The organism is Pseudomonas sp. NFACC46-3 (assembly GCF_900114515.1).
In the GTDB taxonomy this organism is placed as follows: domain Bacteria; phylum Pseudomonadota; class Gammaproteobacteria; order Pseudomonadales; family Pseudomonadaceae; genus Aquipseudomonas; species Aquipseudomonas fluorescens_Q.
In genome coordinates this window covers 1-26,186 of the sequence record NZ_FOTH01000051.1, presented here as the reverse complement: position 1 = coordinate 26,186, position 26,186 = coordinate 1, and the positions used below count along the sequence as shown (strand labels likewise).

The 26,186-nt window shown below is 63.4% G+C and carries 21 protein-coding genes; 14 read left to right on the top strand and 7 right to left on the bottom strand.

Annotated elements, in window-relative coordinates:
• Positions 1 to 1,275, bottom strand: a 1,275-nt coding sequence (locus BM300_RS28315) for a serine/threonine transporter (RefSeq protein ID WP_092464615.1), incomplete at its 3' end; no start/stop codon positions are given.
• Positions 1,276 to 1,656: 381 nt separating this feature from the next.
• Between BM300_RS28315 and BM300_RS28310 the strand changes: the two genes are divergently transcribed.
• Positions 1,657 to 2,610 carry a 2-hydroxyacid dehydrogenase gene (locus tag BM300_RS28310; protein ID WP_092464613.1) on the top strand — a complete coding sequence of 318 codons (954 nt, stop codon included), beginning with the start codon at positions 1,657 to 1,659 and terminating at the stop codon, positions 2,608 to 2,610.
• Here BM300_RS28310 and tssA read toward each other — a convergent pair.
• From tssA to BM300_RS28285, 5 genes are all read right to left on the bottom strand, one after another.
• Complete coding sequence (gene tssA / locus BM300_RS28305; protein ID WP_092349718.1) at positions 2,607 to 3,689, bottom strand: type VI secretion system protein TssA; 1,083 nt, start codon at positions 3,687 to 3,689, stop codon at positions 2,607 to 2,609. The genes BM300_RS28310 and tssA overlap by 4 nt on opposite strands.
• Positions 3,686 to 7,510, bottom strand: a complete 3,825-nt coding sequence (locus tag BM300_RS28300; protein ID WP_092464611.1) for a type VI secretion system protein — start codon at positions 7,508 to 7,510, stop codon at positions 3,686 to 3,688. Before BM300_RS28300 ends, tssA begins: the two co-directional genes overlap by 4 nt.
• Positions 7,507 to 8,271 (bottom strand): DotU family type IV/VI secretion system protein, encoded by a 765-nt coding sequence (locus tag BM300_RS28295; RefSeq protein WP_063320713.1) that lies wholly within the window; start codon positions 8,269 to 8,271, stop codon positions 7,507 to 7,509. Before BM300_RS28295 ends, BM300_RS28300 begins: the two co-directional genes overlap by 4 nt.
• 18 nt (positions 8,272 to 8,289) lie before the next feature.
• Complete coding sequence (gene tssK, locus BM300_RS28290; protein ID WP_072341844.1) at positions 8,290 to 9,621, bottom strand: type VI secretion system baseplate subunit TssK; 1,332 nt, start codon at positions 9,619 to 9,621, stop codon at positions 8,290 to 8,292.
• A gap of 63 nt (positions 9,622 to 9,684) precedes the next feature.
• Entirely contained in the window at positions 9,685 to 10,134 is a 450-nt protein-coding gene (locus BM300_RS28285) for a hypothetical protein (protein WP_063320711.1), read from the bottom strand.
• A 224-nt stretch (positions 10,135 to 10,358) separates the two neighbouring features.
• Here BM300_RS28285 and tssB point away from each other — a divergent pair, with 224 nt between their 5' ends.
• From tssB to BM300_RS28230, 10 genes are all read left to right on the top strand, one after another.
• Entirely contained in the window at positions 10,359 to 10,919 is a 561-nt protein-coding gene (tssB, locus tag BM300_RS28275; RefSeq protein WP_003202799.1) for a type VI secretion system contractile sheath small subunit, read from the top strand.
• 29 nt (positions 10,920 to 10,948) lie between these two features.
• Positions 10,949 to 12,430 carry a type VI secretion system contractile sheath large subunit gene (gene tssC, locus BM300_RS28270; protein ID WP_063320710.1) on the top strand — a complete coding sequence of 494 codons (1,482 nt, stop codon included), beginning with the start codon at positions 10,949 to 10,951 and terminating at the stop codon, positions 12,428 to 12,430.
• A 189-nt stretch (positions 12,431 to 12,619) separates the two neighbouring features.
• On the top strand, positions 12,620 to 13,117 hold the full coding sequence (locus BM300_RS28265) for an Hcp family type VI secretion system effector (protein ID WP_014337905.1): 498 nt from the start codon (positions 12,620 to 12,622) through the stop codon (positions 13,115 to 13,117).
• Between the two features lie 13 nt (positions 13,118 to 13,130).
• Positions 13,131 to 13,574 carry a type VI secretion system baseplate subunit TssE gene (gene tssE / locus BM300_RS28260; protein ID WP_092464609.1) on the top strand — a complete coding sequence of 148 codons (444 nt, stop codon included), beginning with the start codon at positions 13,131 to 13,133 and terminating at the stop codon, positions 13,572 to 13,574.
• Positions 13,558 to 15,348 (top strand): type VI secretion system baseplate subunit TssF, encoded by a 1,791-nt coding sequence (gene tssF, locus BM300_RS28255; RefSeq protein ID WP_092464607.1) that lies wholly within the window; start codon positions 13,558 to 13,560, stop codon positions 15,346 to 15,348. Before tssE ends, tssF begins: the two co-directional genes overlap by 17 nt.
• Positions 15,312 to 16,337, top strand: coding sequence for a type VI secretion system baseplate subunit TssG (tssG, locus tag BM300_RS28250; protein ID WP_092464605.1), 1,026 nt, complete (start codon positions 15,312 to 15,314; stop codon positions 16,335 to 16,337). The genes tssF and tssG overlap by 37 nt, the downstream gene beginning before the upstream one ends.
• Positions 16,338 to 18,881: a type VI secretion system ATPase TssH gene (gene tssH / locus BM300_RS28245; protein WP_092464603.1), complete on the top strand. Its 2,544-nt coding sequence runs from the start codon at positions 16,338 to 16,340 to the stop codon at positions 18,879 to 18,881.
• Between the two features lie 51 nt (positions 18,882 to 18,932).
• Entirely contained in the window at positions 18,933 to 19,502 is a 570-nt protein-coding gene (locus tag BM300_RS28240; RefSeq protein ID WP_092145985.1) for a hypothetical protein, read from the top strand.
• A gap of 57 nt (positions 19,503 to 19,559) precedes the next feature.
• Positions 19,560 to 21,569 (top strand): type VI secretion system Vgr family protein, encoded by a 2,010-nt coding sequence (gene tssI, locus BM300_RS28235; RefSeq protein ID WP_092464601.1) that lies wholly within the window; start codon positions 19,560 to 19,562, stop codon positions 21,567 to 21,569.
• A 13-nt stretch (positions 21,570 to 21,582) separates the two neighbouring features.
• Positions 21,583 to 22,125 carry a toxin-antitoxin system YwqK family antitoxin gene (locus BM300_RS28230; protein ID WP_092145989.1) on the top strand — a complete coding sequence of 181 codons (543 nt, stop codon included), beginning with the start codon at positions 21,583 to 21,585 and terminating at the stop codon, positions 22,123 to 22,125.
• Between the two features lie 219 nt (positions 22,126 to 22,344).
• Here the strand turns inward: BM300_RS28230 and BM300_RS28225 are convergent, their stop codons facing one another.
• Positions 22,345 to 22,740, bottom strand: a complete 396-nt coding sequence (locus BM300_RS28225) for a DUF4280 domain-containing protein (RefSeq protein ID WP_003202818.1) — start codon at positions 22,738 to 22,740, stop codon at positions 22,345 to 22,347.
• A gap of 198 nt (positions 22,741 to 22,938) precedes the next feature.
• Between BM300_RS28225 and BM300_RS28220 the strand changes: the two genes are divergently transcribed.
• From BM300_RS28220 to BM300_RS28210, 3 genes are all read left to right on the top strand, one after another.
• Positions 22,939 to 24,006: a phosphotransferase family protein gene (locus tag BM300_RS28220; protein WP_092464599.1), complete on the top strand. Its 1,068-nt coding sequence runs from the start codon at positions 22,939 to 22,941 to the stop codon at positions 24,004 to 24,006.
• A gap of 24 nt (positions 24,007 to 24,030) precedes the next feature.
• Positions 24,031 to 24,798 (top strand): SDR family oxidoreductase, encoded by a 768-nt coding sequence (locus tag BM300_RS28215; RefSeq protein ID WP_092145993.1) that lies wholly within the window; start codon positions 24,031 to 24,033, stop codon positions 24,796 to 24,798.
• Positions 24,799 to 24,951: 153 nt separating this feature from the next.
• Positions 24,952 to 26,067, top strand: coding sequence for a Gfo/Idh/MocA family protein (locus BM300_RS28210; protein ID WP_092349706.1), 1,116 nt, complete (start codon positions 24,952 to 24,954; stop codon positions 26,065 to 26,067).
• Positions 26,068 to 26,186: the final 119 nt, after the last annotated feature.

Genomic DNA, 26,186 nt, shown 5'->3' with positions numbered 1-26,186 from the left:
CATCAGGGAGTAGACCAACGCCGTAATCGCCACCAATCCCACCAACACAACGAAGACATTCGAAGCCTGGCCGCTATAACGGGCCATGGCCGGGACTTTGCGGATGGCGTACATCGGCATCAGGAACAGGATGGCTGCGATGACCGGGCCGCCCAGGGTTTCAATCATGCCCAGGATGCTCGGGTTGAGCGTGGCGACGATCCAGCACACCACCAGCATGAACGCCGCCGTCAGGCGGTCGAGGGTCTTGGGCGCCGGGCGGCGGCCGCTCTTGACGATCAGGCCCTTGAGGCCTTCGCTGGCACCGATGTAGTGCCCCAGGAACGATTTGGAGATGGCGACGAATGCAATCAGCGGCGCGGCAAAGGCGATGGTCGGGTTGCTGAAATGGTTGGCCAGGTACGACAGGATCGACAGGTTCTGCGCCTTGGCCTCGGCCAATTGCGCCGGGGTCAGGGTCAGCACGCAACTGAACACGAAGAACAGCACCATTACCACCATCAGCACATGGGCGCGCGACAGAATCTGCGAACTGCGTTCCTCGGCATTGGCGCCATAACGACGCTTCTGGTCCACCGCAAACGCCGAAATGATCGGCGAATGGTTGAACGAGAACACCATCACCGGAATCGCCAGCCACAGGGTATGCAGCAGGGCCGATAGTTCAGGCGGCGTGGACGCCGTGGTCAGGATGCCGCCGCTCCAGTGCGGAATCAGGAACACCGCCAGAAACAGCAGCGCAACGATGAACGGGTAGACCATCAGGCTCATGGCCTTGACGATCGCCTGCTCGCCGCAGCGGACCACCGCCAGCAGGCCCAGGATCAACACCAGGGACAGCACAATCCGAGGAGGCGGCTGGATATGCAACTGATGTTCCAGGAAACTGCCCACCGTGTTGGTCAACGCCACGCTGTAGATCAGCAGGATCGGGAAAATGGCAAAGAAGTACAACAGCGTGATCAGCGCACCGGCCTTGAGGCCGAAATGTTCTTCCACCACCTCGGTGATGTCCGCGCCGTCGCGACCGGATAACACGAAACGGGTCAGGCCTCGGTGGGCATAGAACGTCATGGGGAACGCCAGCACAGCCAGGATCAGCAACGGCCAGAAGCCGCCCAGGCCCGCATTGATGGGTAAAAACAGAGTACCTGCACCGATGGCGGTGCCAAACAGGCCCAGCATCCACGTGGTGTCCTGGCGACTCCATTGGCTGAGGGTGGCTGGGACTGTCGTTTCAAAGCGCTCTTCGACGCTATTGGCCTGATCATTCATCCGGGCGGATCTCCGTATTCCGGTCACATGCACCCGGCCGGGACGAGTCGGAAAAGCCCGACAGGCAGCGCCCTGGCCGAAACAGGGGCGCGATTGTCCGGGATTCACGAGCAGAAGCAAAGACTTAGCTGAGGAGCGGTTATGCGTATCAGATCACGCCAATAGAAACAGCCGCCGCATTTCCTGTGGGCGGGCTTGCTCGCCAAAGCGGTGTGTCATTTAGCCGATGCGTTACTGATATAACGCCTTCGCGAGCAAGCCCGCTCCCACAAGGGCGATGCTGAACCCGAAATGCACATAAAAAGCCGAGCCCCCCCTGCCCCCGGCTCCTACAATCAGGTTGAATACTTGAAATCGCCCCAGCGCCCACAGGAGCCCAGCATGACCGCAACCGTTCTGGTACTGGTTGAAACCGTCAATGATTACCTGCCGATCCTCGAGAAGCAGGGTTACCACCTGGAATTGGCGCCCACGCCTGCCGAACGCAAGACGGCGATTTTCGAACACGGTGAACGCTTCAGCGCAGTACTGACCCGCGGCCCCCTGGGCCTGACGGAGGAAGAGATCGCCGCCCTGCCCAACCTGAAAATCATCTGCGTGATCGGTGCCGGTTACGAACAAGTGGTCCTGCAGGCCGCGCGCCATCGGGGCATCGTGGTCACCAACGGCGCCGGGGTCAACGCGTCGTCGGTGGCTGACCATGCCATGGCGCTGTTGCTGGCGTTGGTGCGCGACATACCCCATTCCGATACCGCCCTGCGGCGGGGCGAATGGCCAAGGGTTGCGCGCCCTTCCCTGGCGGGCAAGCGGCTGGGCGTGCTGGGCCTTGGCGCGGTGGGCATGGCGATCGCCAAACGGGCCGCCCTGGGCTTTGACATGAGTATCAGCTATCACAACCGCCGGGTGCGCAATGACGTGCCCTACACCTTCTGCGCCACTCCCACGGAACTGGCGCGGGTTTCGGACTTCCTGATCGTCGCCACGCCAGGTGGCCTGGATACCCGGCAATTGATCAACAAGCAGACCCTCGATGCGCTCGGCCCGAAAGGGTTCCTGGTGAACGTCGCCAGGGCCAGCGTGGTTGCCACCGCTGATCTGATCAGCGCCCTGGAACACCGGCGAATCGCCGGAGCGGCCCTGGATGTGTTCGATCACGAGCCCGAGGTGCCGCAGGCGCTGAAAAACCTGCCCAACGTCGTCCTCACACCCCATGTGGCCGGCCTGTCGCCAGAAGCGACCCGCGCCATGGTAGAGCTGGTGGGCCAGAACCTGACCGCGTTCTTTTCCGGTAAACCGGTGTTGACGCCAGTGCCGTGGCCCGGCGAGGAGCGTTAAAGAACGCCCAATAACGTCCATAAGCGCCGGGATTCGGCATCGGCACTGATCAGTTCACCCAACAACTCGCTCAACGGCTTGTTGCCCCACTCCACGCCGCGCCGGATCAGGTAGGGCACCGGGCTGTGGGGTTCGGTACGAGCCAGGTAACCGGCGATGACCAGTAACTGTCGATAGGCCTCTTCACGATTGGCCGGCTCCTGGAAGACCTGGGCGGGTGCCGCCTGCGCCTGGGACGTCGACGTCGTGGACGGCGGGGGCGTTTGCACCGGCGCGACGGTGGGTTGCTGTGGGTGCATCGCGATGAACTCCTCTACCAGTGCCAGCAAGGCCTGCATCACGTCCTGCAGGGATTTGTAGCCCGGGGCCAGGTTGCCCAGGTAAGCGTCGCTCCAGGCTTCGAGCCGTTGCAGGTGTTGCAGGCTCAACATCAGGCTGCCTTGGCGATGCAGCCAGAACGACAAGGGTGTGTTGCGAATCAGTTCGGCGAGTTTCTTTTGATCGTTGCGCGCCGCTTCCGCCGAGGCCTTGGCGTTCTTGCTGTCGTTGACCAACACTTGCTGGCGCTGCAAGCGTTGCCAGTCGTCCAGGCAGAAAGCGGCGAAGGCCTGTTCCCGGCCGTCGAACAACGGCACCCGCGTCAGCAGCACTTCGCTGTAGCGACGGGCCAGCCACTCCAACGGGATTACCCGCCACGACTGGTCGCCTTCCTCGGCCTGGGGGTGCAACTGCTCCGGATAACGCTCACACAGCCCCGTCACCAGCGCCAGGCTGCCCGGCAATCCCTCCAGCCCGGCCATATGCAGCCAGGCCTCCCCCAGCCAGGCACTGATCATCAAGTCCTTGCTGCGCTCCAGCAGTAGCGTGGTCGCGAGCCGTTCCAGGTCCGGCCACAGGGCGCGCTTGATCGAAGACTGCCACACACCGGTGGGCAAGCTGGTGTCGTCCTCCCGGCGCAGTTCGCGCAGTTGGTCGTATTCCGGTTCGTAGCGCAGGTCCGGGCCACAGGGCGACTCGGCGCTGATCGGCTCGAGCAACTGAGTGACCAACTCAGGCAAAGGCGATATCGGCAAGCTCACAGGCCCTCCTCACGGGTGGCGATGGCGGGGCTCGATGCGGTCGCCATGAAAGGTGAACGGGGCGCCCGCGTCGGCAGCGGCGGGATCGACAACGGCAGCTTGGAGCCCTGGCTCATCAACGACAGGCGCACGAACATCAGTGTCTGTTCCGCCGTGCGGGCCTGGGTCTGGGCGGTGACCGGCAGTTGCAGGGCCAGGGGAAAATCGGTGTAGTCGACATTCGGCTGGCGCTGGGCCGACACCAGCGAGCGCATCAGGCGCAGCAATGACCACGGCCCTTGATACTCCCAGCCGGCCTCCAGGTCGCGCACCACCAGGTTCGGTTGCAATGGGTCATTGGCCGGACGCTGGTAGCCGTTGCGGGCCCAGCGCAAGGTCAGGCGCACGGGCTGGCCGACCATCCAGCGCAGGTTCTGCTGGCCGCCGCCGGGGTAGCTGATCTGTTGATTGCCGGCGTCCAGACTCCAGGCGATCACCTGGTCGGCGCCGCGCTCTTCATCGCGATCGGTGCGCCAGCGCACGTCCATTTCCACCCCCAGGATGCCACTCTTGTCCCTTACGAACAGCGGCCCAAGCCAAGTACCGGCCTGTTTCAAACGGTTGAGGAAATCCTCGGCCGCCAGCCGCTCTGGCGTCTGGCTCAACGTCAGCCCGGCCTGGGCCAGGGGCAGGCGCGTGTCGATCAGTTCCAGCAAATGCTGGACACGCGCCGGATCGGCATCGCTGGCCCGCACATCCTGCGAAAATGGGAAGCGCCCGGCCAGGTACTGATTGAAATAGTTGGCCACGTCATTCCAGGCGCTCGCGGCCTGGTTCTGTTGCAGGTACAGGCACCGTTGCAGGGCACCCTGCTGCAACGCGACCGTGCGCTGGGCCAGGTCGCCGCGCCCGCTGGGCAGGCTGGCGGTCTGCAAGATCTGCGCGCAGGAGGTGGTGTCCATGGCGATGAAGTCCCGGCTGACCAATTGCTCCAGTTGGGCCGCCGAGCTGGCCGGGTTCTGGTTCTTGTACTTGAGCAATTCATCGTTGAGGGCCATGAAGCGTGCCACCTGGTCGTGTTCCAGGGCCGACAGGTTGTCCTGCTGGACGATCAGCCATTCCAGGGCGGGCATTCGCTGTTCGGCGACCTGCAGCATCACGCCGAACTGCTGGCTCAGGCTCAGCTTCAAGTCTTGTGGATCGCTGGCACCGTACAGCTGCAAGCCGAAGTTCTTCGAACCGTCCCAGCGCTGGACATCGGCCCGTTGGCTGAACAGCGGCTGGGCATCGATTTCGTCCAGGCCACTCTTGATCTGCGCCAATGCCCGGCGATTGAGCAGACGCTGGAAACGGATCGCCAGGTCGCCGCGATGTACATCCATGAAGGCTTTTTGCAGCGCCACGGCCTGGGTCGTTTGTACATTGAAGCCCATGCCGGGCAACGACGCGTCGCTTTCATCCAGGCTCAACCACATGGCCCGGGCCGCGGCGCCTTCAGCGGCCTGCATCAGCGCGTCACGGTAATCCGGCGGAATGCGCGGCAGTTCTTCGCCGGCATAGCTCTTGTAGCTGGCGAAGTAGTTCAGGGCGACACTGAAATCATCACTGCCATCGCCTTGGCCCATCGCATCGGGGTTGCTGTCCGACGGATCCTTCTGCATGGCCAACGCCACGAAATCGCGCTTGAACAGCGCCTGCACCGCACCGTCCAGCGCCGTGACATGGTCTTGCAAGACCAGCAAGCCGCTGCCCTGTTGCACCAGCAGATTGTCCCGGGAGCCGGTCTGGACGATCCATTGGTCACGAAAGCTCTGCTGCAACTTCGCCGCCTGGCTCTCCAGGTCCTGCTCGATATCCGGCCCCAGCAAAGTGCTGTGGCTGACCTTGTCCAGCATCTGGCTGTAGCCGGGCACCAGGTCCTGGCCCTTGCCCCGCCCCCAGGCCGAGTTGGTCAGGCTGACCAGGGTCTGCAAATCGTCGATCAGCGCCATCAGGTCTTCGAGTTCACTCAGCGAATTGCCACTGCCGGCCTCCAGCCGTTGCAAGTGCAGCTTGAGGTAACCGGCCTGGCGCACGAAGTTGTCCGCCAGGAAGTAATGGTCCAGCCAGCGCTGCATCAGGCCGGTGAAATTATCGGAGATCACCGGGCGCGCGGCATTCAGGTCCAACCCTTTCAAATCGCTGTTCCCGGCATCGAACAGCACCCGGTTGTAGAAATGTGCGCGGCTCAAGGTGCCGGTATTGAGCCCCAGGGACAAGGCGGTGTTGCTCAGTTGCACCAACTCGTCCAGCGGTGCCTTGGGATCGTTCACCACCTGGCTGAACATCTGGTTGTGCTGTTCAAGGCGTACCGCCAGGTCCACCAGTGCCTTGGCCTTCACATAGCTCTGCCATTGCGCCGGGTCTTCGTTCTCCACATTGCCCCGTCGCTCGGTGTTGCGGATGGATTTGAGCTGTTCCAGGTCTGAATTGAGCAGGTCCCGCAGAGGCAATATCCAATGGTGCCGAGCAGTCAGGCGCACCCCATTCTCCAGTTGCGTGTCCACGGGAGAGAACCACGAAGTGGGAAAGACCACCGAGACAAAGCGCCAGCGCGGGGCCTTTTCCAGCATGTTCCAGTAGTTCTGCACGTTGTGCCGGGTCGGTTCCAGCTGCGGTTCGTCAGGGTCGACCACGAGGTGGTTCTTATGGGTGCTGAGGATCAAGCGCGACAGCCCTTCGGCTTCCTCCACCGAATCGTGCCAGACCCAGACCATGCCACCCAACCAGACCAGGCCCACCACCAACGCCACCGCCGCGACCAACCGATGCCCGCGCTGGCGCAGGCGCAACAGCCGCGGCACAGGTTGGGCCAAGCCACGCTCAGCCACCAGCCGTCGTGACCACAATTGCCGGGCGAACACAGTTTGCCGCTGGACACTCTCGGCGGCGGTCAAACCATCACCGCTGACAGCCGGCGCCTGGCTGGCAGTGAAATACACCCCGCGACAACGCGGCGCTTCGCCTTGGGCATTGCCCTGGAACACCGGCTCCAGCAGGATCTGCAAGGCCCGTCGCAAGCCTTCGAAGCGCTCCGGCAAACCATAAAGATCGCTGCCCAATTGCCCCGACAGCGCACCGATCTCGATGATCGACTGCGACAGCGCCGCATTGACCTGGTCCAGGGCCTGGTCACTCCACTGCGACTGCCAGGCCGCATCCGGCAAATAGGGCGAGGACCAGCCCAGCATCGATTCACGCGCCTCGGCGGGCAGCGCGCTGACCAGTTCCTGGACCCCGGGCAGCTCTTCCATCCCGCAGATCACCACGTACACCGGCAGGCTGAGGCCGAACCGTTGCAACAGGTCGATAAAGCACCGCCGGACCTTGAGGCTCAGTTCGGTGGTGTGTTCGATGTCATCGAGAGTGCTGAACGGCACGGTCCAGATCACCGCATCCAATGGTCGCTTGCTGCGCAAGCGCAACATCAGTCCCAACAGGCGCCACCAATTACCCCGTTGGCGGTTCATGCCTTCATCGGGCAGGAACAACGCCTGGGGCACCACCAGCACCGAACCCTCGGCATCGGAAAACCAGCGCCCGAACCAAGCGGCCTTGTCGGTCGGTTGCAAGCGCCATTGAGCGCACAATTGGGCGCCGTCGGTTTCGTTGCCGAGCATCATCAGCCAAGGCATCTGATAGCGGTCCCGGGTGCCCTGCTCCTGCTCCATGCGGCGCACCGCCCCATAGAAACTGCGAATCGCCGCCCCGCCTTGGGTCCGCAGCCACCAGATCAGGGCCGCGATCAACACCACCACGACGATGGCGAGCACCACCAGGGCAACGATGCTCAGCGGGCTCATGAGTCCTGCTCCTGGACCACCGCCGACTCGTTCAGTTGCAACACCGGTTCGAGTTCCAAACGAATGTCACGCCAGAACACCTGCCCCAACCCGGTCAGCAACAACACCATCGCCAGGATCGCCAGCCCCAGGCGAAAGCCGTCCGGCAGCGATTGCTGCACCGGCATGCGCATTGGCGGCGTCGCCGCAGACAGCGCCAGGCGCTGGCTGACATCGACATAATCGGGTTCGTGCTGCCAGGCAAACGTGAACAACGCCAGGCGCCATTTCTCATGCTGAACCTGGCCGGGCTCGCCACGCAATCGCCCCTGGAACCCGAGGATCAAGCACTGCAGGTAAACATTCGCCAGGTCCCGGGTGCCGGGCATCTGCTCGTCCAGTAGTTTCTTGATCGCCGCCGGCAAGCGCTCACCAGCCTGGCGACTGGCATACATGCGTGATTCGAGGGGGTGCTGCTGCCAGGCCAGTTGTCCGGGCCAAGGGCTGAACAGCAAGGTTTCGTCCACCAGCGCCACGAAGGCGTAGACCAGCGACTTGACCTGCTCGGTAGCGGCATCGCCGACGGTGGCGAAGGCCACCCGCCACAGACGCTGGGCGCTGCGCCCGGAAAACTCCACCACCCGATTGACCAATACCGCAGGGTCGCTGTCCTTGGGCAAGTCTTGCCATTCCTGGGACCACTTCAGCCAGGCCTGGCGAAAAGCGCTGCTCAGCGGCGCCTCATGCAGACTCCGAACCGCCCCGCCACTTCCATCAGGCATACGACTCCCCTTTTGCGATCAGGCACTTTCACTGGCTTGCGCCACGAACAACACCACTTGCCACGGGCTGCTGGCCTGGGCCGATGCCGGCGCCACGATGTGCAGCGGCAATTGCGCGTCGAACCATTGGCCGCTGGCGGCCACCACAAACAAACGGGTGTCGTCGCCCACGCTGTAGGCCACCTGTTCGTTGCGGCTCATGGCCTGGTGGGGCAGCCCGCTCATGCGTTGTCGGCTCAGCAGCGGGATGTGCCGCGCCGACGCGATGATCGCCCCACGCAACCACTCGCCCGCCGCCTGCTCGCTGGCGCCGTTGGGCATGCGCAGGCCGATCACCAGGCGTTGGTCCGGTTGGTCGTCAGGCAACTGGATCGAGAAGACCTGCTCATTGCGCTCAAAGGCCAGGCTGCGATAGCCGGCGCGAACCAGTTCCAGGGTGGTTTCCAGCCAGTCGAGCAACGGCTCGTAGCCGCGCTGCAATTCGAGGAAATCCAGCGGTGCGAAGGCCGGGACACCCGCCAGTGGATCGAGGGCCGACCAGCTCCCGGCCAGCCCCAGCAGCAAACCGTAGAGCGCCTGGGGCGTCGCCACCCGAGTGTTCAGCGCGCCTTCGACTTCCGGCAAGCGCGCCCACAAGGCGGTCAATTGCCGACGGATCTCCATGGCATCGTCCTGGTTGCCAGCCGCCTGGGCCTGGCGCAAGCGACCAGCGAGAAACATGCACTTTTCCCGGGCCCGGGCACACACCCCGGCGACCCGGCGACCGAGGGCCGACTCCGGCAACAGGATCGGCGTCGGCGGGGTGTAGGGCACGCGCCAGAAGCCACCGCCCTCCTTGCGGATGCGCAACAGCGGCAGGCAGATCGAATCCGCCTTGCTCAGTTGCGTGCACAGCCTCGGGTTGGGTCGCCAGACGGTGATCGACTCGGGAAATGCACCGCTGGTGAGGTCCGGCAATGCCTCGCCGACCACCGATTGCAGGCGCCCCTTGAGCGGCACCAATTGCCCGGCACGCCACAGCGGGCTGACGGCCAGGTACACAGTCACGGTGGCGTCGTCGGTCTTGTCGATCGCCTCGCCGATGTCCAACTCCAGGGTCGGCCCGACCCCGGCCTGCAGGTTGACCGGCAGGCCGTCCGGCAAGGTGCCCTGCAATTGCAGCAGCCGCACCTGGCCGGCGCTGAGGGCCGAAGGATCGACTTCCAACTGGCTGACACCCCAGAACCAAGGGTTGCAGGCCCCGGCAAAATACGCAGCCAGGGCCTCGGCACGCAGCCCTTGCAATTGAAAATGCTGGGGCAGCAATTGCATGCCCTCATGCCAGCACACCGCGTCAGGTAACAGACTCATACGACTCCCTTCGACATCCCAATTCGCCGCGCTGGGCGGCCCGCGGTCACTCAAGGCTGGCTGTCATCGAGCCCCATCATTGACGAGGGTCATCTCCCGACTGTCGAACTTCAGCCAGGCCTGGCGCTGATCGTCCAGCCGAAGCCGGTGGGCTCCGGGAGTGTTATAGCTGGCGAAGACCAAAAGTCCAGCGGCGCGCCGGCCCTCCAACGGAAAGGGTTGGCGGTCGATGAATTGCCCCGGGACCAGCTCCAGCCCCCACACCGACATGAGTTGACGATAGTCGCGCTGGAACTGTTCGCGCTCGGCGAACCATTGGCTGGCGGTGATGCCCGACAGCTGCTTGAGCAGGTCCGGGTCGTTCACCGCGATGAAGTCCACGGCGATCGGCGTGTCGTCATTGGCACGCGGCGCGACGTCCAGGGTCAGGCTGTCCAGGTCGACGCTGGGGGCAAAAAGCGAGCAACCGGTGAGCGCCAGGCTCAAAAGAAATCCGAAAAAAAACCCACGCAAAATGAATCTTCCTTTTCTCAGCGGTCAAAAATTGTTTTTGCTTGCTTTTTTATAGACCTGTTCTAGCGTCTTGGGTAGTTCGACCCACACGGTCGAATGCGCCAGGTTCGTCAAGGGAATGACAGGTTTTCTGCCGTCCATTTGCAACCTGTGGATCAGCAAGGGAATGCGATGAGCGGGACTCCCGATGCATTGCGCCCACACATGCATCGGAGTCGGCCGCCATGGCAGAAAGTACCCAGCACAAGCTCGACAGAGTCCGTCCTCCCCGCGTCCAGATCACCTATGACGTGGAAATCGGCAACGCCATCGAGAAAAAAGAATTGCCACTGGTGGTCGGCATTCTGGCCGACCTCTCAGGCAAGCCACTGGACCCGCTGCCCAAGCTCAATGAGCGGCGCTTTACCGAAATCGATCGGGATAATTTCAACGAGGTGCTCGCCTCCATCTCCCCCCGCGCCACGCTCCAGGTGAACAACACCCTCAGCGGCGACGACAGCAAGCTCAACATCGAACTCAACTTCCGCCACATCGACGACTTCGACCCGGTCAAGGTCGTGGAGCAGGTCACGCCGTTGCGTCGGTTGTTCGAAGCGCGCCAACGCCTGCGGGACTTGCTGACCAAGCTCGACGGCAACGACGACCTGGACAAGCTGCTGCGCGACGTGATCGCCAACACCGAAGGTCTGCAGGAGATCAAGTCGGCGCGTCCCCAGGACGTACCGCCAGAGCTGCCCGCCGTGGCCGCCAACGATGACCCTGCCCCGGCCGAACCACAGGCCTGATCGCGCGCTTCATTAAGGGAGATAACACCATGCCTGCTTCATCCAGCGCTCAAACCAGCGAGAGCACGACCCAGACCCTGTCCCTGCTGGACAAGATCATCGCCGAAGGCCGCATGGCCCACGACGACAGCCAGCAAGATTATGCCCGCGACATGCTGGCCGAATTCGCCACCCAGGTCCTCGACGAAGGCATGGCCATCGACAAGGACACCGTGGCGATGATCAATGACCGCATCAGCCAGATCGACCAATTGATCAGCGCCCAGCTCAACGAAGTGCTGCACCACCCTGACCTGCAGAAACTCGAAGCCTCCTGGCGCGGCCTGCACCTGCTGGTGCAGAACACCGAGACCAGCACTCGGCTCAAATTGCGCCTGCTCAACGTCACTCAGAAAGAACTGCAGAACGATCTGGAAAAAGCCGTCGAGTTCGACCAGAGCGCACTGTTCAAGAAGATCTACGAGGAAGAATACGGCACCTTCGGCGGGCACCCGTTCAGCCTGCTGGTGGGTGACTACACCTTTGGCCGGCATCCGCAGGACATCGGCCTGCTGGAAAAGCTCTCGAACGTCGCCGCCGCCGCGCACGCCCCGTTCATTGCTGCCGCCAGCCCGCGGTTGTTCGACATGACCAGCTTCACCGAACTGGCGATCCCCAGGGACCTGTCGAAGATTTTCGAGAGCCAGGAGCTGATCAAGTGGCGCGCCTTCCGTGAAAGCGAAGACTCGCGCTACGTGTCGCTGGTGCTGCCGCACTTCCTGCTGCGCCTGCCGTACGGCCCGGACACGCTGCCGGTGGAAGGCATCAACTACGTCGAAGACGTCAACGGCACGGACCACAGCAAATACCTGTGGGGCAACGCCGCCTGGACCCTGGCGCAACGCATCACCGAAGCCTTCGCCAAATATGGCTGGTGCGCAGCCATTCGCGGGGCCGAGGGCGGTGGCGCGGTCGAAGGCCTGCCGGCCCATACGTTCCGCACCAGTTCCGGGGATCTGTCGCTCAAATGCCCGACCGAAGTGGCGATCACCGACCGTCGCGAAAAAGAACTCAACGACCTGGGCTTCATCTCCCTGTGCCACAAGAAAAACAGCGACGTGGCCGTGTTCTTCGGCGGCCAGACCACCAACAAGGCCAAGGTCTACAACACCAACGAGGCCAACGCCAACGCGCGGATCTCGGCGATGTTGCCGTACGTGCTCGCGGCCTCGCGCTTCGCCCATTACCTGAAGGTGATCATGCGCGACAAGGTCGGCAGTTTCATGACCCGCGACAACGTACAGACCTACCTCAACAACTGGATCGCCGACTACGTGCTGATCAACGACAACGCGCCACAAGAAATCAAGGCGCAGTACCCGTTGCGCGAAGCGCGAGTGGACGTGACGGAAGTGGCCGGCAAGCCAGGGGCCTACAAGGCCACGGTGTTCCTGAGGCCGCACTTCCAGCTGGAGGAGCTGACCGCCTCGATTCGCCTGGTGGCCACCCTGCCGCCGCCGGTAGCTGCCTGACCGCTTGTGGCTATGTGGCTATGTGGCTATGTGGCGAGGGAGCTTGCTCCCGCTGGGGCGCGAAGCGGCCCTGTTTTTTAGGGCTGCTGCGCAGCCCAGCGGGAGCAAGCTCCCTCGCCACAGGGGTTCGGCATTCGTTTCTAGGGGTATTGGGTACCACCTACTTGTCTTTTTCTGGAGTTCCACATAATGGATGCAATCATTCTCGACCTCGGCGGCGACATCAAGGGCGACAGCCTGCTGGAGGGTTTCACGGACAAGATCGAGGTCATGTCCTACAGCCATAACGTGGCGATGCAGGTCACCAACGACGTCAGCAACTCGGAGCGTACCTCTGGTCGGCCCCATATCGGCGAATTCACCCTGACTAAATTCATCGACAGCTCCACCCCTTCGCTCAACGAGTATTGCTGCGCCGGCAAGCCGATCCCGCAGGCCGTCATCACCATCGGCCGCAACGCCGCCGAAGGCAGCGGCCAGATCATGCCGTTCATCGTCTACACCCTGACCAACGTCGTGCTGTCCAACGTCAGTGTCAGCGGCGGCACCGGCGGCAAACCGGTGGAAACCCTGTCGCTGAACTTCACCAAGATCAAATGGGAGCTCACCGCGCAGAAAGACGACGGCACCAAGGAAGGCACGGCGGGCACGACCTGGGACCTGGCCGCCAACAAAATGACCAAGTAGGGAAACCACGCCCATGGCTGGCTTCGGGCTGCGCCCGCCCCTGTTCGAACGCCTGGCCAGCCCGGCGGACGATACCGGGCGGGCGTTCGACCGACAGGCGTTGCAAGACTCGGTGCATGCCGAACTGTCGCGCCTGTTCAATACCCGACGCGGCCCACGGGCGCTGACCGAGCCGCCGAGCATCCTGGACTACGGCATCGCCGACTGGACCGCGCTGCAACAGCAGCGCAGCGATGACCGCCGCCTACTGACCCGGGAAATTCGCCAGGCCATCACCTGCTTCGAACCTCGCCTGCGCCTGGGCGAGGTCGAGGTCTGCCCGGTGCCGGGCCATCCGCAGCAACTGTGCATACGGCTGCTGGGCGAGCTGCGCGGCGACCAGCATGCCTGGCCCGTGGCCTTTGTCATCGAGCACGCCGGCGACGGCCTTGAGGTACGACATGAGCGACTCGATTGACCCGCAACTGTTGGACTATTACCAGCGCGAACTGACCTGGTTGCGGCATGCCGGGAGCCTGTTCGCCGAGCGCTACCCCAAGGTCGCCCGGCGCCTGGAGTTGTCCCCGGGCGAATGCCCCGACCCGCATGTCGAGCGCCTGCTGGAAGGTTTCGCCCTGTTGGCCGCCCGCTTGCAACGCCGGCTGGACGACGACTACGCCGAATTCAGCGATGCCCTGCTCGAACAGCTTTACCCGTTGGCCATGCGACCCTTGCCGTCGTGCGCCATCGTGCAGTTCGAACCCGACCCCAGCAAAGGCAACTTGAACGAGGGCTACCCGCTGCCCCGCGACACACCGTTGTTCGTCACTACGGACAAAGGCCAGAGCATTCATTTTCGGACCACCGCCGCCGTGCACCTGTGGCCGGTTGAAATCAGCGAGGCATTGCTGCTGGGCAGCGACGAAACCCAGGCGCTGACCGGCGTGGTCCGGGCACGCTCGGCCTTGCGCCTGGAGCTGCGGTGCCTGGGCGAAAACCAGTGGTCGACGCTGGGAATCGACTCGCTGCGGGTACACCTGGCGGCGTCACCGATCATCAACGCCGGGCTGTACGACCTGCTGGGCGCGCACGCCATCGAGGTCCTGGCCGGTGCGCCGGGCAGCGTGCCGGCGTCGCTGACAGGCTTGCCACAGATCGTCGGCTTCGCCAATGACCAGGTCTTGCTGCCGGATGAAGACGGCGTACATCCCGGCATGCGCCTGCTGGCGGAGTACTTTGCCTTCCCGGATAAATTCGGTTTCTTCGATCTGCCACTGGCCGGCGCCACCAGCGACAGTCCGTCGTTGTACCTGTACATCGTTTTCGACCGCCCTCCCACCAGCCGCTTGCCGCTCCAGGCCAGCGACATCGCCCTGGGCTGCACGCCGGTGATCAACCTGTTTCCCAGGACTTCCGAGCCGCTGCGCCCGGATGGCACCCGCAGCGAGTACCGGTTGGTGGCCGACAGTCATCGGGAAAACAGCGTCGAGATCCACAGCATCCGTGGCATGCGCGCCATGTCCAGCCAGGGCGTGCGCAAAGTGCCGGCCTATTACGGAAGCCAGCATGGCAGCGACCAAACCTGCTATTGGCATGCGCGACGGGTCAGTGGCATGAGCCCGAACCGATTGGGCACCGACTTGATGGTCAGCCTGGTGGACACCCAGTTCGACCCGCTGGCCGAAACCCGCGACTACAGCCTCACCGCCGAACTGCTGTGCACCAACCGCCACCTGGCCCAGAGCCTGCCGGCCGGTACCTCGCTGGGTTTCGAGCGCCCGGGGCCGGTGGCCTGGGCGCGCCTGCGCAACCCACCCAGCCCGCAAAGCCTGCCGCGCCTGGACGGCGAATCGCGCTGGCGGCTGGTGTCGCAATTGACCCTCAACCATTTGTCGCTGGTCGAAGGCCCCCAGGCATTGGACGCACTGAGCGAGATCCTCCAATTGCACAACCTGCGGGACGAGGCCAGCGCCCATCGCCAGATCGAAGGGGTATCGGGGCTGAGTTGCGACCGGGTCATCGCCCATGTCGGCGAAGACGCCTGGCGCGGCTGGCGCAACGGCCTGGAGGTGCGCCTGCAACTGGATCCGCAACACTTCGTCGGTAGCAGCGCCGTGCTGTTCTCCGGGGTACTGGCACAATTCTTTTCCCTTTACGCCACCGCCAATCGCTTCGTGCGCACCGTGCTGGTCCAGTCCGACAAGGAGGTGAAGACATGGCAACCCCAAGCCGGCAAACCCCTGGTGCTCTGAACCTGAGCCAGCGCCTGCGGCGCGACCCGCAACGTTTCGAATGGCTCCAGGCCTTGCTGTTGCTCGAACGTGAACATCCCCAGGCCGAGCCCCTGGGCAGCGGCACCGCGCCGCACGCCGAAGCCTTGCGTCTGCGCGGACCCTTGACGCCGCTGTTCGCCGCCAGCGAAGTGGAAAGCCTGGGCCAGGAACCCGGCCTGCCGCCAACCCTGACCACGCCGATTTTCGGCCTCGGCGGCCCCGACGGCCCGTTGCCCTACGCCTACCAGGAATGGCTGCAACAACGAGCACGGGCGAAGGATCATGCCCCTGCGGAATTCTTCGACCTGTTCCAGCATCGCCTGCTCAGCCTGCTTTACAAGGTGATGCGCAAACATCGCATCGCCTTGGGTTTCACTGCCCCGGGATCGTCCGCCGTACACGCGCAACTGCGGGCGTTGACCGGCCTGCTGCCCAAGGCCTTGCAGGAGCGCCAGGCCGCCCCCGACTCGGCGGTACTGGCCTGCACCGCGCTGTACGCCGATGGCCGGCGCTCCCTGGACGGGTTCGCGGCGATTGTCCGTGAACAGTTCGGGCTGCCCGTGGAGCTGACGGCCTACGAAGGTGGCTGGCGTGAAATCCCGCCGGCCAGCCGCAGCCGCTTGCAACCGGGCGGGCGCAACCTGTGCCTGGGCCGCAACGCAGTGGCCGGCAGCCACGTCTGGGACGAACATGCCGGCGTGCGCCTGACCCTCGGCCCGCTGACCACGGGCCAGGCCAGCGGACTGCTGCCCAACGGCGAAACCCATCCGCTGCTCGCCAGCCTCTACGCCCTGTACTTCGGCCCCGACCTGGATTGCACCCTGGTGCTGCTGATCCGCGGCGCCGGCCCGCTGCAACTGGACCGCCAGGCAGCGCCACGGCTGAACTGGAACGGTGGCCTGCAACACCAGACGACCCTCGCCGTGCAACGGATCGAAACCCGCCTTCGTCAGCCGGAGATTGCCTGAATGGAACTGGCCAGCCTGATCGGACGCCTCAACCCGGACAACCGCCGCGCCCTGGAACGAGCCGCGCAACGTTGCATGCAGCGCAGCCATCACTACGTGGAAATCGAGCACCTGCTGTTGGAACTGCTCGACATCGAGGGCGGTGATTTTGCCTGCCTGCTGCCACGTTTCGGTCTGGAGCGTGACGCGGTGGCAACGGAAACCAACAAGGCACTGGACCTGTTCAAATCCGGCAGCACCCGCACACCCGCCTTATCGGCGCAAACCATCGGCCTGCTGGAAGACGCCGTGGTCCAGGCCAGCGTGCTGGGCCTGGACAACATCCGCTCCGGGCTGTTGCTGCTGGCCCTGCTGGACCGTGATGAGCGCCGCAGCCTGCTGCTCAACAGCGCCTCGTCGTTGCTGCGCATTCCCCGCGACGCCCTGCGCGCCCATCTCTTGGAGTGGACCGAAAGCTCCCGTGAACATGTCGGTGGCGTGCGCCCGGCCAAACCCGGCGAGCCTCCCCAGAAACAAGACCCGGTGCTGGACCAGTACACCCAGGACTTGACCGCCGACGCCCGGGCCGGACGCATCGACCCCATCGTCGGTCGCGACGGCGAGATCCGCCAGTGCATCGACATCCTGCTCCGGCGCCGGCAGAACAACCCGATCCTGGTGGGTGCACCCGGCGTCGGCAAGACTGCGGTGGTGGAAGGCCTGGCCCTGCGTATCGCCGCTGGGGATGTGCCGCCGTCGTTGCAGGAAGTCACCCTGCGCGTCCTTGACCTGGGCCTGTTGCAGGCCGGTGCCGGCGTCAAAGGTGAATTCGAACAGCGCCTCAAAGGCGTGATCGACGCGGTACGCAGTGCCGAAAAGCCGATCATCCTGTTTATCGACGAAGCCCATACGCTGATCGGCGCCGGCGGTGCGGAAGGCGGCAGCGACGCGGCCAACCTGCTCAAGCCGGCCCTGGCCCGGGGCGAACTGCGCACCTTGGCCGCCACAACCTGGCTGGAGTACAAAAAATATTTCGAGAAAGACCCGGCCCTGGCCCGCCGCTTCCAACTGGTGCAGGTCGAAGAACCGGACGAACTTACCGCTGTGGAAATGCTCCGGGGCGTCGCGAGCAAACTGGAACAGCACCACGGCGTGCAGGTGCTGGACGCGGCCATCCACGAGGCGGTGAAGCTGTCCCACCGCTACATCTCCGGGCGACAGTTGCCGGACAAAGCCATCAGCGTGCTCGACACCGCCTGCGCCCGGGTCGCCCTCGGCCAGCACGACGTGCCGCCGCCGCTGGAAAGCCTGCGCCATCGACAGAATAGCCTCAAGGACGAGGTCGAACGCCTGCGCCGGGAACAGGCCACCGGGCTGGATCATCGCGAGCGCATCACGCTGCTCGAAGCCGAATCGACCAGCAACGTGCAAGCCATCCGCGAGCTGGAAACCCGCTGGGGCGAAGAGCGCGAAGCCGTGCGCGAATTGCTCGACACCCGACGCGAACTGCTTACCCTGAGCGAACGCGCCGACAGTGAAAAAGCCGACACCGAGATCGATAACCGCATCGACCACTTGGCCGCCGAACTGCTGCGTCTGGAGGCCGGCCTCGATGCCATTCGCCAGGACGATCCGCTGGTGCCCGAACAGGTGGACAGCAAGACCGTCGCCGCCGTGATTGCCGGCTGGACGGGTATTCCGGTGGGCAAGATGCTCGCCGACGAAGCCCACGCCGTGCGCACCCTCGGCCAGCGCATGGGCCAGCGGGTCATGGGCCAGAGCACAGCGCTGAACACCATTGCCCAACGCCTGCAAGCCTACCGCGCCGGCCTCACCGACCCACAGAAACCGGTCGGGGTGTTCCTGCTGGTGGGCCCCACCGGCGTGGGCAAGACCGAAACCGCCTACGCCCTGGCCGACGCTTTGTACGGCGGTGAACGCAACCTGATCAGCATCAACCTCTCGGAGTACCAGGAAGCCCACACCGTCAGCCAACTCAAAGGCGCCCCACCCGGCTACGTCGGCTACGGCAGCGGCGGCGTGCTCACCGAAGCGGTGCGGCGCAAACCCTATTCCGTGGTGCTGCTGGATGAAATCGAAAAGGCCCACCCGGATGTGCTCGAAGCCTTCTACAACGTCTTCGACAAAGGCCTGATGGAAGACGGCACCGGCCTGGTGGTGGACTTCAAGAACACCGTGATGCTCGCCACCAGCAACGTCGGCGCTGAGCTGTTGCTGGATACGCCTAGCGCGCAACTGGGCAGCGACGTCTTCAACGAAGCCTTGCACAAAGTGCTGCTGCAAGCGTTCCGCCCGGCGTTTTTGGCGCGCATGACCGTGGTGGCGTACCGACCGCTGGATGAAGCGACGCTGGAGGGGATTGTGCTGGCGAAGCTGGAAAAATTGCGCGGGCGCTACAAGGCTGCGACGGGCAAGCAGTTCGAATTCGATGCGGGGATCGTCAAGGCTGTGTTGGCCAAGTGCAGCGCGGCGGGGGCACGGGATGTCGAGAATGTGTTGATGACGCAGGTGACGGGCAAGTTGGCGGAGTGGGTGTTGGAGTGAATTGCCCCCCCGACTTGCATAATCATTTCCAACTGAATGGAGATAATCGCCATGACTGAAAAGGAGTTTCTCAACGTTGTACTACAGGCGGCCGGCGTTCACCCAGACGACTTTTCGGGTGCACCCGATCAATTCACCAAAGGCTGGACATCGCATGCGCACTGGGAAACCGCTGCGCAGGTCGAGATTGCCCATCACTTGAAACGAGCCTACGTAACTGAAGCCAAACTCAGAGAGATCTATTACCCGGCGCCCTACTATCCAGAGCAGGTGGATTTTTATTTCGAGCTCGACGGCAGCTCCTATGCAGTGGAGATCAAAGTGGAAGGCGTCACTGGAAATTTTGCCGGTAAAAACCTTCAAGAGGCGATCACCCGCGATGTTCACAAGCTACACGGTTTCAATGCCGACCATCGCTGGGTTGTGATCATCGCTGTCACACAAAAAAACCGTAATTTACTGGAAATGACTTTAAATCGCGGCGACTCCTGGATTTGCGACGCGGAGGGTTCTTTCATCGCTTATCTCTGCAACATCGATACCTACCCCCATGGGCTTCCTATCAGTCGAACCAAGGAGCTGAGTGCGCCGTATAACTTCATCACTAAGCATTACAGTTGAATGACTGTCAGTCTTCATTCAATCCGACTCACGAATTCGTATGCTTCGAGGCCCTGAATGCCCCGCTCCACCGACAGCAACACCACCCTCTTCCTCACCGCCACCTCGCTGTCGGCGCTGTACCCTGAGTCGCTGTCCGGCGAAGAACGCCTCAACGCCCTGGGTTCGCACATGCTCAACGGCGTCAACGACGGCGCCTCGCTGGACCTCACGACGGCCGTCGCCAGCCATGTGACCACCACGCTGCACAAGGACGCCTTGCTGCGCCCGCTGGATTGGCTGGTGGCCGAAATCCGCCAACTGCCGGCCGACGCCACCGCCGAACGCTATCAACTCCTGCTCCGGCCCTGGCTCTGGTGGCTGAGCCTGGCCAGCAACAACCGGGTGTTCCAGAACCTTGCCACCTCGGACATCGTCACCACGATTTTCAAGGCCCATGGTTTCACCGACTTCCAGCTCAAGCTCACCGGCAGCTACACGCCGCGCGAATACTGCGTGCAGTACGGCGAAACCGACCTGGCCTTCGTCTCGCGCCTGTTGGAAGAAGATGGGATCTTCTGGTTTTTCACCCACGAAGAAGGCACCCACACGCTGGTCCTGGCCGACAGCAACGACGCCTTCGCACCGATTCCCAACGGGCCGACGGTGAACTACCTCGGGCAGCGAATCGGCGAGCGGGAACTGCACGGCATCCGCTGCGGGCAAGTGTGCCTGCAAGCGGTGGCCGGGGTTTACCAGGCGACCGACTATGAATTCACCACCCCAACGACATCGCTCTACAGCCAGGCCGAAGCCGTGGCCGGGCCAAGTTCGGTGTACGAACACCCGGGCGGCTACACCGCCAAGGCCCAGGGCGACGCGTTGACCAAACAGCGGGTGGACGGCCTGCGCAGCCAGGAGCAACGTTTTGTCGGCGAAAGCGATTGCCGCTGGCTGGTGCCGGGATACTGGTTCACCCTCGCCGGCCATGAAGACACGACACTGAATATCGATTGGGTCGTGACCTCGGTCAGCCACGAAGCCAGCCACGACAGCTATCGCAACCGCTTCGAAGCGATCCCCAAGGCCACGGTCTATCGACCCCCCCGCCTCACGCCAAAACCCCGCATGCACACCCAGACAGCGCTGGTGGTGGGCAAGGCCGGCGAAGAAATCTGGACCGATGAATATGGCCGGATCAAATTGCAGTTCCCCTGGGACCGCACCGGCAAAAACGACGAGACGTCATCGTGCTGGGTCCGCGTGGTCTTGCCGTGGAGCGGCAAAGGCTTTGGCATGCAATTCGTGCCGCGCATCGGCCAGGAAGTCATCGTGACCTTCATCGACGGCGACCCGGACCGTCCGTTGGTCACCGGCTGCGTCTACAACGGCGACAATGCCCTGCCCTACGCGCTGCCGGCGAACCAGACCCAGTCCGGGATCAAGACCCAATCGTCCAAGGGCGGCGGCGGTTTCAACGAGTTGCGTTTCGAAGACAAGAAGGACGCCGAAGAGGTGTTTCTCCAGGCCCAGAAAGACTTCAACATCAACGTGCTCAACGACACCACCGCCACCGTCGGTCACGACGAAACCCTCACGGTGCAGAACGCCCGCACCCGTACGGTAAAGGATGGCGACGAAACCGTGACCCTGGAGAAAGGCAAGCGCAGCGTGACCATCCAGACCGGCAGCGACAGCCTCGATGTGAAGGACACCCGCACTGTCACCGTGGGCTCGGACCAGACCCACAGCACCGGCGGCAACTACGAGCACAAGGTCACTGGCAATTACAGCCTGACGGTGGACGGCAACCTGACCATCAAGGTCAGCGGCACCCTGACCCTGCAAAGCGGCGGCAGCTTCGCGATCAAGAGCGGCGCCGACCTGGCCGCCCAGGCCAGCACGTCCATCAGCCAGAAAGCCGGCACAGCCCTGAGCAACCAGGCCGGTACCTCGCTGGAAAACAAAGCCGGCACCACCCTGACCAATGACGCCGGCATCAGCCTGGTAAACAAGGCGGCGGCCGAACAGACCGTGGACGGCGGCGGCATGCTGACCATCAAGGGCGGCCTGGTGAAGGTCAACTGACAGGAACCTACCGATGGCCTCGAAGAGACTCGACGTGGAACGTGGCGACAGCCAACTGAGCGGGCAACTGGTCGACGGCCAGCTCGACGGCCCGCTGCAGATCGAAGAAGCCCAACGCCCGCAAGCAAAACTCAACTACAGCCAAGGTGAACTGCAAGGCACCAGCACCCTGTATCACCCCAATGGCAAGGTCTCGGCGGTACTGCCGTTCGTGAAAGGCAAACTGCAAGGTGTGGCGAGCTTCTACGCGGCCGAAGGCGGGTTGCAACGCCAGGCCACGTATCGCCGTGGGTTGCTGCACGGCGAGGCGAACAACTACTTTCCCGACGGACAACTGGCCGAAGCCGAGGTCTATCGCGACGGCGTGCGCGACGGCCGCTATCGCCGCCTGCACCCCAACGGCAACCCGGCGGTCGAAGCGCGCTACCTCAATGGCCAACTGCTGGAACCAGCCCAGGCCTACGCCGAAGACGGCCGGCCGCTGGACGCCGAAGGCAAGCCAATCTCCCGGGTGCGCTGGTGGTTCAGGCGCTGGAATGATCCGGCGCAGGCATAAACTGGGGACTGGTTCCTGCAGCCGCCTCGCTCCCACAGGGAATGCTGTTCACCTAAGGTTTGTTTAATTCACTGTGGCGAGGGAGCGTGCTCCCGCTTGAGTGCGAAGCACTCACAAAAATGGGCCTGCTGCGCACCAGCGGGAGCAGGCTCCCTCGCCACGGGGTCATCTACGGTCTTAAGTAACCTACATAGCCTCCCACAGGGATCTTGGTGTTACTCAGGGAATCAACATCTGCACCTGCCCTGGCACAACGATCTTGATCACCCCGGCCCAGGTACACATCAAGGTGCTGTTAGCATCGATGGCCGGCATGTTGCCCAGCAACAGGGTCGGGGCGCCGCCGGGGATCCATGGCGCCGCGGTGGCCGGGATGCAGGGCATGGGGGTCAGCACGCCGAGTGCCGCCGCGGTGGCGGCGGCCACGGTCGGGTTCGCCAGGCTCATGCACATGCCAAACGTGGTGATGTTCACCAGCGGGATGTGGTCCATGATGTTCGCCGCCGGCATCCCGCCGGTCAGCAGGCGATTGACCGGCAGCACATTGAGCACCGCCGGGGCAGCGCCGAAGCTGCATTGCAAGGTCGCGGTGCCACAGACTTGCGGGCATCCCATCGCGGTTGCTCCTTTGAAAGCGACAGACTCCAGAACCTTAGCTCGCCCATCCTCGACGCGCACGCCGCAATGCATCAAGCCCACTGATTATCCGGCAACACGCTAACCTATAAGACCCTGGCGTGCTTGTGACGCCTCCCGCGCGCCATTAGATTAGCCAATGATCGATGGCCTCCAAAATAAGCAGAAGGGATAAGCATGGCGTTTACTGATCAGTCCACCCGCGTGCGCGACGGTGAAGAACTCGATGCCAACCTGATCGACCCGTACCTCAAGGCCCACATTCCCGGCCTGACCGGCCTGCCCCGGATCAGCCAGTTTCCCGGTGGCGCGTCGAACCTGACCTACCTGCTGGAATACCCCGAGCAGGAATTCGTCCTGCGCCGTCCGCCGTTCGGCCACAAGGCAAAGTCCGCCCACGACATGGGCCGCGAGTTCCGCATCCTCAATCAGCTGCGCGAGGCATTCCCCTATTGCCCGAAGGCCTACGTGCACTGCACCGACGAGTCAGTGATGGGCGCCGAGTTCTATGTAATGGAACGGGTCAAGGGCATCATCCTGCGCTCAGACCTGCCGCCGGAACTGGGTTTCGACGCCGCCCGCACCGAAGCGCTGTGCAAGAGCTTCATCGACCGGCTCGTCGAGCTGCACCGTGTCGACTACAACGCCTGCGGCCTGGCCGACCTGGGCAAGCCCGAAGGCTACGTGGCCCGACAGATCCGCGGCTGGAGCGACCGCTACGAAAAAGCCCTGACGCCCGATGCGCCGAAGTGGGAAGCGGTCAAGGCCTGGCTCAACGACAAGATGCCCGCCGACCACCCTACGTCGAGCATCGTCCACAACGACTACCGCTTCGACAACGTGATCCTCGACCCCGAGAACCCGATGCAGATCATCGGCGTGCTGGACTGGGAGCTGACCACGATCGGCGATCCGTTGATGGACCTGGGCAACAGCCTCGCCTACTGGATCGAGGCCGACGACCCAGCGCCGGTGCAACTGATGCGCCGCCAGCCCAGCCACGCCCCTGGCATGCTGACCCGCCGCGAGTTCGTCGATTACTACGCCGAGCGCGCCGGGATCCGCATCGACAACTTCGACTTCTATTACACCTACGGCCTGTTCCGCCTGGCCGGCATCGTCCAGCAGATCTACTACCGCTTCTTCCACGGCCAGACCCAGGACAAACGCTTCGCGCAGTTCGTTCAGATGAACAAGCTGCTGGAGCAGATGAGCCTGCAGGTCATCAGCAAATCCACGCTCTGAGCGCACCTATAACAAGGAAACAGCATGTCCAAGACCCAGTTGTTCGACCTCGACGGTAAAATCGCTTTCGTTTCCGGCGCCAGCCGCGGCATCGGCGAAGCCATCGCCAAACTGCTGGCCCAGCAAGGCGCGCATGTAATCGTTTCCAGCCGCAAGCTCGATGGTTGCCAACACGTGGCCGACGCCATCATCGCCGCCGGCGGCAAGGCCACCGCCATCGCCTGCCACATCGGTGAAATGGAGCAGATCAGCCAGGTATTCGCGAGCATCCGCGAACAGTTCGGACGCCTGGACATCCTGGTCAACAACGCCGCCACCAACCCGCAATTCTGCAACGTCCTGGACACCGACCTGGGTGCGTTCCAGAAAACCGTGGACGTGAACATCCGCGGCTACTTCTTCATGTCGGTGGAAGCCGGCAAGCTGATGCGCGAGAACGGCGGCGGCAGCATCATCAACGTGGCGTCGATCAACGGCATCTCGCCGGGGATCTTCCAGGGCATCTACTCGGTGACCAAGGCTGCGGTGATCAACATGACCAAAGTCTTCGCCAAGGAGTGCGCGCAATTCGGCATCCGCTGCAACGCCCTGCTGCCGGGCCTGACCGACACCAAGTTCGCCTCGGCCCTGGTCAAGAACGACGCCATCCTGAAAACCGCCCTGGCGCAGATCCCCCTCAAGCGCGTGGCCGACCCGAGCGAAATGGCCGGCGCTGTGCTGTACCTGGCCAGCGATGCGTCGAGCTACACCACGGGTGTGGCGTTGAATGTGGACGGTGGGTTCCTGTCCTGAGGATGGAAACCTTTGTGGGAGCGGGCTTGCTCGCTCCCACATGGCATTGTAGTGACGACGAACAAATGAATATTTATTCCAACATTTGCAATTAGAGAATATTTATTCCATAAATAGCTCTTCTGAAAATAACAATTCAAAGGGCTCTTCCTCATGCGTGAACTCGGCATCGGTCTGATTGGCACCGGCTTCATGGGCCGTGCCCATGCCTTGGCGTTCCACAATGCCAAGGCGGTGTTCGACCTCCCCCTGAACCTGACACTGGCGGCCCTGGCCGACGCCGATCCTCAGCGTGCCCGGCAGTGCGCCCAGAGCTGGGGGTTCGAGACGGCCCACAGCGACTGGCAACAACTGATTGACGACCCCAAGGTCAACCTGATCGCCATCACCACTCCCAACCACCTGCACTTCCCGATGGCCATGGCGGCGTTGGCGGCGGGCAAGCCGGTCTATTGTGAAAAACCCCTGGCGGTGTCCCTGGAGCAGGCCGAGCAGATGCGCCAGGCGGCCAAGGCGGCCGGGGTGGTGACGCGGGTCGGCTACAACTACCAGCACAACCCGATCATTCAACGGGCGCGGGACATGATCCAGCGCGGCGAACTGGGACAGATCATCAGTTTCCAGGGCGAATTCAGCGAAGACTTCATGGCCAACCCCGCCTCGCCGTGGTCATGGCGCTGCGAAGCGGCCCACGCCGGCGGCGCACTGGCGGACCTGGGCAGCCACTTGCTGGCCATGGCCCGGCACTTGTTGGGCGATGTCGAGGCGGTGTGCGCCGACAGCCAGACCGTGCACAGCCAACGCCCTGCCAGCGCGGGCAATGCCGAACAACGTGCCATCGCGGTGGACGACCAGGTCCACGCGTTGCTGCGTTTCGCCAATGGCGCCCGGGGCACGGTGAGCAGCAGTTGGCTCAAGCACGGCTACAAAAACCACCTGAGCTTCGAGATCAGCGGCACCCTCGGCACCCTGGCGTTCGATCAGGAACGGCTGAATGAACTGCGCGTGTGTCGCGTCGGCCAGCCAGGTTTCCAGCGCCTGCTGGCCGGCCCGGATTTGCCGGGCTACGCCGCGTTCAGCCCGGCCGCCGGGCACCAGTTGGGGTACAACGAATTGAAGACCCTGGAGGTGCAGGAACTGGTCATGACGCTTGCAGGCGAAGGCGGCAGCGGCACGGACTTCGAAGAGGCCTGGGAAGTGGAGCGGCTGGCGGCGGCGATTCGGGTGGCGGCGCGGGAGCAGCGTTGGGTGAAGGTCAGCGAGCTATAACCCCTCACTTCAGTACCCCCTGTTTGGTCCGGGGACATGGTTAACACTCCCCTGTGGCGAGGGAGCTTGCTCCCGCTGGGTTGCGCAGCAACCCCAAAGAGACTGAAGGCTGAATGCGA

Coding starts and splice junctions, on each gene's coding strand:
- tssH (WP_092464603.1), top strand. CDS start 16,338: ATGGAACTGGCCAGCCTGATCGGACGCCTCAACCCGGACAACCGCCGC.
- tssB (WP_003202799.1), top strand. CDS start 10,359: ATGGCAGAAAGTACCCAGCACAAGCTCGACAGAGTCCGTCCTCCCCGC.
- BM300_RS28220 (WP_092464599.1), top strand. CDS start 22,939: ATGGCGTTTACTGATCAGTCCACCCGCGTGCGCGACGGTGAAGAACTC.
- BM300_RS28295 (WP_063320713.1), bottom strand. CDS start 8,271: ATGCCTGATGGAAGTGGCGGGGCGGTTCGGAGTCTGCATGAGGCGCCG.
- tssI (WP_092464601.1), top strand. CDS start 19,560: ATGCCCCGCTCCACCGACAGCAACACCACCCTCTTCCTCACCGCCACC.
- BM300_RS28300 (WP_092464611.1), bottom strand. CDS start 7,510: ATGAGCCCGCTGAGCATCGTTGCCCTGGTGGTGCTCGCCATCGTCGTG.
- BM300_RS28225 (WP_003202818.1), bottom strand. CDS start 22,740: ATGGGATGCCCGCAAGTCTGTGGCACCGCGACCTTGCAATGCAGCTTC.
- tssC (WP_063320710.1), top strand. CDS start 10,949: ATGCCTGCTTCATCCAGCGCTCAAACCAGCGAGAGCACGACCCAGACC.
- tssG (WP_092464605.1), top strand. CDS start 15,312: ATGGCAACCCCAAGCCGGCAAACCCCTGGTGCTCTGAACCTGAGCCAG.
- BM300_RS28210 (WP_092349706.1), top strand. CDS start 24,952: ATGCGTGAACTCGGCATCGGTCTGATTGGCACCGGCTTCATGGGCCGT.
- tssE (WP_092464609.1), top strand. CDS start 13,131: ATGGCTGGCTTCGGGCTGCGCCCGCCCCTGTTCGAACGCCTGGCCAGC.
- tssF (WP_092464607.1), top strand. CDS start 13,558: ATGAGCGACTCGATTGACCCGCAACTGTTGGACTATTACCAGCGCGAA.
- BM300_RS28240 (WP_092145985.1), top strand. CDS start 18,933: ATGACTGAAAAGGAGTTTCTCAACGTTGTACTACAGGCGGCCGGCGTT.
- BM300_RS28265 (WP_014337905.1), top strand. CDS start 12,620: ATGGATGCAATCATTCTCGACCTCGGCGGCGACATCAAGGGCGACAGC.
- BM300_RS28310 (WP_092464613.1), top strand. CDS start 1,657: ATGACCGCAACCGTTCTGGTACTGGTTGAAACCGTCAATGATTACCTG.
- tssK (WP_072341844.1), bottom strand. CDS start 9,621: ATGAGTCTGTTACCTGACGCGGTGTGCTGGCATGAGGGCATGCAATTG.
- BM300_RS28215 (WP_092145993.1), top strand. CDS start 24,031: ATGTCCAAGACCCAGTTGTTCGACCTCGACGGTAAAATCGCTTTCGTT.
- BM300_RS28230 (WP_092145989.1), top strand. CDS start 21,583: ATGGCCTCGAAGAGACTCGACGTGGAACGTGGCGACAGCCAACTGAGC.